This window comes from Tannerella forsythia, assembly GCF_001006485.1.
Classification (GTDB): Bacteria; Bacteroidota; Bacteroidia; order Bacteroidales; family Tannerellaceae; genus Tannerella; species Tannerella forsythia.
Map to the genome: position 1 here is coordinate 1 of NZ_JUET01000014.1, position 5,895 is coordinate 5,895.

A 5,895-nucleotide genomic window follows, 5' to 3' on the forward strand; every position below is an offset into this window, starting at 1 on the left:
CTAAAGAAAATGCTGGAAAAGATTAAGGAAAATCTTTTGCGTTCTATTTTTTACGGGTTTCTGCCAAAGGAAAAAATATACTTTTATTCCTTTTTATTCAAGAAAATCAATTGTTAAGGAGCGACTACTTATCTTGATATGTCGGGCAACGAACTGGATTATGAAGAGTTTATCAGGCGTGTAAGTATTGCCCCAGGAATGACAAAGAAACTTGATATTCCAGCATACGAACATGGTAGGAACTATCACTATTATAAATCTGAAAACATGCCTGGAGGCTCGCCATCGTTCAAGATAAAGTTCCAACTCAAAGATTATAATGTTGAAGAAGAAGTAGCCGAGGAGTCTATTGATGACAATCCATTAAGCACATACGACTATGACCGTTCAAGAGGAAATGAAGGACTATATACGATTATTGCCATTGTAGGCCTTTTTTTCGTCATCGGTATAACTGTTGGCCTGTATGTGCTTGTTGCTGTCATGGCTCAAAAACGAAACCGACGCGTGGTAGTGTGGGTGCTCCTGAGCCTATTGGCCACACCTCTACTGATGATTATCATCCTCTTGGCTATCGGTAAGAATGAAAACTATATCGAAAACCATTATGACAGGGAATAATATGAATCAGAAAGCACTTATACCAAGTCCCGAAGACTGCATCATGTGTGTAAAAGTAGGGAAAGTAAAAAGGGAGAATCTTTATGAGATGACCCGTAAGTATTGGAAGGTTGATATAAACCGAGCGCGAAAGGCTACTCACGTTCTTGCTATCGTTAATGGTATTGTGGAAGAAGTCTATAATCCTGTCAATTGGAAATACACAGAAGATCCTAAACACATTGGGAGGTGTGAGTTTCTGGGCGTTTATATTGTATGATTCATGGAGTTAATTCTATCCATACTTTTCATTGTCGCTATCATCGCCATAACCATATTCGGTTGGTGGTATAACTCCCCTCGACAAAAGGGAAAGCGAGGTGAAATGAGAATTCATGATATTCTCATGCAACTACCAGACGAATACCATGTGATGGATGATGTCATGCTAAAGACAACGAATGGCACGACACAAATAGACCACATTGTAGTGTCTAAATATGGAGTCTTTGCCATAGAGACAAAGAACTATCGAGGTGAGATATATGGCAATGATAATATCCAAGAGTGGAAACAGATAATCGTGACTAAAGTAACTTACCCCAAGAAACCTTGGAAGACATACACCTACGTTACCAAGAACCAGTTCTATAATCCAGTAAAACAGGTAGTAGGACACATGTATAGGATTAAGGAGAATCTGAAAGAATGGCCTTACCTAAAAGTTATCCCCATTGTCGTTTTCACTGGGAATGCTGATATTAGTAGAGTTTCGTCTGCAGGCCATGTTATTTATGACACTGCTCTTCTTTCCACAATTCAAGCATATCAAACATCGTACATTACCGATACTGATATAAAAGTAGTTGTGGAACGTCTTTCTTCAAAGAACATACGTGAGGTAGTTGATAACAAGACCCATGTTCGCAACGTAAAAGAAGCAAAGTACAGAACAGATTCAAAAATTTCATCAGGTATATGCCCACAGTGTGGAGGTACGCTTGTACGGCGAAATGGGAAATACGGAAGTTTCTACGGTTGTTCCAATTATCCTCGATGCAAGTTTACTACTCAGTCTTACTGAGTAGAGTCGTATCATCTGCCTAATCTTCTGCAATGATTATCCCTAATCCTCTGTATCTCTTCCTGATGTTCCGCTTCATCGGTGTATAGAAACTCGATGTAATTAGCCTTCCTTGCCCATTCTTCATTGGGTATGGCGAACTCACGAAGCAGTACATGCTTCTCATTGATAGTGTTCAATCGGGCATTGTCATAGGCTATATTTCCATGTGGGCATACAGCCGGAGGCTTCGATAAGGGAACAGAGCCTTACTTGGTGGGGTATTTCCCTCCTTGCTTAAGTATCGGAAAACATGACGAGGTTGATACTTGCATACGTTCTCCCACACGTCTCCCATTGTACACTTGTGCAAGTGAATACGGAGCTGCCGCCCTATGTCCATTCTCATTCCTATTGCCATATCCTTGGTTGCCTGTTCAAATAGGTACAAACAGGTGTTTAGACTTGGGGAATTCGGTATCCCCTCCTACCGGTGAGCACCTGTCTGACGGGGCAAATATAGATGTCCTTCAAGCCAATTTTACCCCCTTTTTATTAGTGCGTACTTGTGGCTTCGATTTGGTTACTTATGGCTTCATTGCTTGTAACTAACTTATACACAATAGATAGTGACTTTGCACCCAAGCAATGAGCCGGTGCATTGAAGGCATTAGGAGACATTCTTTTCGAGAAGGTAACGCACCGTCCTTCGGGACGGATTTATTTGCGTCCGTGCAAATAGCAAGATATGTCTTGCGTTACCCGAAATTATTTCGGTAACTCAAAACCCTTGCTCTTGCAGAGGGCAGAACACCTCCGAAGTCGGTGTTCTTGAATAGAAGTTTTCGTTGTTTTGATAGTCTGTCTTATCGCGAACGCTTTCTAAAGGAATACGATAGTGTTTAACACATTCTATTTTCCCTAAGAGAGAATTACAAACCATTAAAATCCAAAGTAAAATGACAAAAAGACATGTGGGGAGACCCCTGAAAAAAGAAAGAGCCAGCCATTGCTGCATGGTTCGGTTTACGGACACTGAATTTGCTCGTTTCCTGACGTTATTCGAACAATCAGGGCTTCAAAACAGAGCCGCTTTCATCAAAGCAAGGGTCTTTAACGAGACATTTCGGGTGATAAAAGTCGATCGTTCATTGCTTGACTATTACCAAAAGCTGACGACTTTGTATGGACAATTCCGCAGTGTGGGAGTAAATTACAACCAGACAGTAGTTGCAATGAAGAGCAATTTCACGGAAAAGAAAGCCTTTGCTATGCTCGCAAAGTTGGAGAAACTGACACTTGAATTAGCAATAATCGGAGGTGAAATCGTGCAATTGACTCGTGAATTCCAAGAAAAATGGCAACATCGGCAGTAACCATTTTACATTGTACTGTTCTTTATGGATGAAAAAATCAGGCTTCCATCTCGTTTGGGGAAGCCTGATTGATTATTTGCATGCAATTACCGTTTTTTGAATTTTCCTCCTTTCAGGTCGCTCTCTACCATTCGTTTGTTCAGTTTCTCTCGGAGTTCGTCAAGGAAATATGTGCGACTGTCGTCCTTGCGACGTTTCATATTCATATAGACGTTGTAGCAGTTCTTGATTTCCACACCGAAGATTTCAGAAAGAGCGTCTGCCAGTTCCTCTACACCAATCTCTCCATCATTGATACAGTCGCAGGTGTCAAGGGCATAAAGTAGTTCCACCAAGTCTGTCGCCTTGCCTGTCCAGTGGAGTTTCTTGGTTGGTTTGACAGACAAAGCAGGAAGAAGCCCCTGCATTCGCATCTTCAGCAACTTCAACTCTGTGTCAATGACACTGAGTAGTTCTGACACATTTTTCCCCCTCTCCGTTTAAAGGATACGCCTTTTGCATAGCTTGTAAGCGACAGCGAGTGTAGCGGAGGATACGAAACAACGAGACAGTATCTTCTTCTGTATCACATAGAGCAACGACCTTCAATATAAAATTGTCCGATGCCTTTTGTACTTGCTCTTCTGTAGAGCAAGACGAAATTATCGTCTTGAAGTCTTCCGTTTGAGTGAGTCTCAGCATAATTATATCTTTTAAGTTCAACATTATATATTTTCTGTCGTGAGATGTGATTGATGACCTATCTCCCTGTGAATTCGGACGGCAAAAAGCAGCGTCATCAAGGTTGCAAAGACGTCGGCAATAGGCTGGACATAGAGTACTCCTTTCAATCCCCAATACGATGGGAGCAGCAATATAGTAGGGATAAAAAACAAACCTTGCCGTCCGATATTGAGTAACAGACTTTGCCTTGCTCTTCCGATTGCCATATATAGTGTGGAATACACAAATTGGAATCCGAAAGTGAAGAACATAATCGTATTGGCTCTAAGCGCAATTCTTGCTATTTCCTGCATTGTTTCGTCTTTACCGAAACAACTGATGATAGGAGAGGTAAAAATGACTATAAGAATACTCCAGAGCACACAAAACGAGGTTGTGAGTATCAGAGAACAGCACACCGCTTCCCTTAATCTTTGAAAATTGCCTGCCCCGTAGTTATAGCCTGCCATAGGTTGGAGTCCTTTTACAAATCCGAAGACCACGTTTGTTCCCAATGTGACGATTTTCAGGACGATACCCACAGCCGCAACAGCCTCTGCCCCATATTTCACAGCGGCTTTCTGCAACAAACTGATGGAAAGGGTCTGGAGCAGTTGCAAAAAGAGCATAGAGATACCAATCTTAATGATGTCTGCGTATATTCTTATCGTGGGAGCGAACAAGGCAAGAGATACTTTTACCTCTGCTTTCGTAAGGAAACGGATGTAAATAGCTGTCGTGACGATTCTTGAAAGAATGGTTGCCCATGCAGCACCTTCCACACCCCAATTGAAAGTGTAGATAAACAAGGGGTCTAATGCAACATTGACGATAGAGCCGATGATCATTGCCGACGCAGATGTCTTCGACGCACCTTGTGAAACAATGATATTGGACATGGACACATTCAATGTTCCTATGACACAACTGATGATAAAAAGCCTGCCGTAGGATTCTGCCAAACTCATCATCTCCTCGTTTGCTCCCATGAAAAGTAGGATGTCCGGCAGGAACACATTGCACACAAGGGCAATGAGAGCTGCCAACATCACAGAGGTAATCACTGAGACGGAAGCTACCTGACTTGCCTTGACAACCCGTTTCGCTCCCAACAGACAGGATATATACACTCCGCCTCCGACACCGAACATTAGTCCTATCCCAAGAAATAACAACGATATAGGGAAAACAACAGATACAGCGGCGACAGGAAGAGTTCCAAGACGTGCAACCCAAAAAGTATCTACCACATTGTATATTGCCATAATCAGCATTGCGATGACAATAGGTATCCCCAATTTTGTCAGGGCTTTCATCATACTTCCTTCTCGCAAAATATTTACAGCGTTGTTCATCCTTATAATCCGTATCTTTTTAAGTGAATAAAGTTCGCTGCAAAGGTACGGTGGGATACAGGCTGTCACAATAGACGGACAATGGTAATGATAGCACTATTCGTGGTAAGTCCTCCTGAAGAGCGCGGGAGAAACGCCTGCAACCTTGGTAAACAGCCGTGTGAAGTAGGAGTAATCGTTAAAGCCTAAACTATGTGCAATCTCTTTGATGGAATCTGTAGTATAGACCAATTGACGTTTAGCCAACAAAATAATCTCGTTTTGGATATGGTGGCTCACACTTGTCCCCAGAACAGAATTTACAGCTTCATTCAGGTAGGCAACGGTAATGTTCAGCCGCCCGGCATAGAATGATGGCGAACGGTTGCTTCGGATATTGCTTTCCAACAAATCCCGAAATTCCCATACTATTTCCTTGTGTCTGGTCACTGTCCCCTGTAATTTGGATTGAGCTATCGTTACATTTACAATGTTCTCCACGACTAACCCTACAATGACGGTGGTCAGTCGCTGAACGACTGCTTTGGCAGATGGATTTTCCATGCCACTCAGTTTGCAGTCAAGAAGTGATAATAATAGTTTCTGTTCCGATATGTCGGATAGTTGTATTTGAGGGCGACCGTATCTCTCAAGCGTTCGTTTTTCCTCCTTATCCACCAATACCGAGTCGATAACCAAGAACTTTGCGGAAAGATTGAAAGCGTCGATGATACGGTGTACTTGTCCCGGACGGATGATAGCCAGGCTTCCTTTCCCGAAAGTGTATTCCTCAAAATCAATATTCAGACGGCATTGCCCA

At 42.4% G+C, this 5,895-nt stretch carries 7 protein-coding genes; 4 read left to right on the forward strand and 3 right to left on the reverse strand.

Translation table 11 applies throughout. From position 1 onward, the window contains the following. The first annotated feature begins 267 nt into the window (after positions 1–267). From Tanf_RS15225 to mobA, 4 genes are all read left to right on the forward strand, one after another. Positions 268–621, forward strand: coding sequence for a hypothetical protein (locus tag Tanf_RS15225; protein WP_140230597.1), 354 nt, complete (start codon positions 268–270; stop codon positions 619–621). A 1-nt stretch (position 622) separates the two neighbouring features. Continuing rightward, a complete protein-coding gene (locus tag Tanf_RS00900; RefSeq protein ID WP_021583706.1) occupies positions 623–880 on the forward strand; it encodes a hypothetical protein in 258 nt (85 codons plus the stop codon). Positions 881–883: 3 nt separating this feature from the next. After that, entirely contained in the window at positions 884–1,684 is an 801-nt protein-coding gene (locus tag Tanf_RS00905) for an NERD domain-containing protein (RefSeq protein ID WP_046824566.1), read from the forward strand. A gap of 938 nt (positions 1,685–2,622) precedes the next feature. Beyond that, positions 2,623–3,039 (forward strand): conjugal transfer protein MobA, encoded by a 417-nt coding sequence (gene mobA / locus Tanf_RS00910; protein ID WP_369057623.1) that lies wholly within the window; start codon positions 2,623–2,625, stop codon positions 3,037–3,039. Between the two features lie 86 nt (positions 3,040–3,125). Here mobA and Tanf_RS00915 read toward each other — a convergent pair whose 3' ends face one another. From Tanf_RS00915 to Tanf_RS00925, 3 genes are all read right to left on the reverse strand, one after another. Continuing rightward, on the reverse strand, positions 3,126–3,452 hold the full coding sequence (locus Tanf_RS00915) for an RteC domain-containing protein (RefSeq protein ID WP_009162533.1): 327 nt from the start codon (positions 3,450–3,452) through the stop codon (positions 3,126–3,128). Positions 3,453–3,743: 291 nt separating this feature from the next. Then, positions 3,744–5,096 carry an MATE family efflux transporter gene (locus Tanf_RS00920; protein ID WP_046824568.1) on the reverse strand — a complete coding sequence of 451 codons (1,353 nt, stop codon included), beginning with the start codon at positions 5,094–5,096 and terminating at the stop codon, positions 3,744–3,746. A gap of 96 nt (positions 5,097–5,192) precedes the next feature. Next, positions 5,193–5,895: AraC family transcriptional regulator (locus Tanf_RS00925; protein ID WP_046824569.1), on the reverse strand; the 703-nt coding region annotated here is incomplete at its 5' end.

Bases quoted from the DNA above. Each gene is read 5' to 3' on its own strand.
- Tanf_RS15225 (WP_140230597.1), top strand. From the start codon at position 268: ATGCCTGGAGGCTCGCCATCGTTCAAGATAAAGTTCCAACTCAAAGAT.
- Tanf_RS00900 (WP_021583706.1), top strand. From the start codon at position 623: ATGAATCAGAAAGCACTTATACCAAGTCCCGAAGACTGCATCATGTGT.
- Tanf_RS00905 (WP_046824566.1), top strand. From the start codon at position 884: ATGGAGTTAATTCTATCCATACTTTTCATTGTCGCTATCATCGCCATA.
- mobA (WP_369057623.1), top strand. From the start codon at position 2,623: ATGACAAAAAGACATGTGGGGAGACCCCTGAAAAAAGAAAGAGCCAGC.
- Tanf_RS00915 (WP_009162533.1), bottom strand. From the start codon at position 3,452: ATGCGAATGCAGGGGCTTCTTCCTGCTTTGTCTGTCAAACCAACCAAG.
- Tanf_RS00920 (WP_046824568.1), bottom strand. From the start codon at position 5,096: ATGAACAACGCTGTAAATATTTTGCGAGAAGGAAGTATGATGAAAGCC.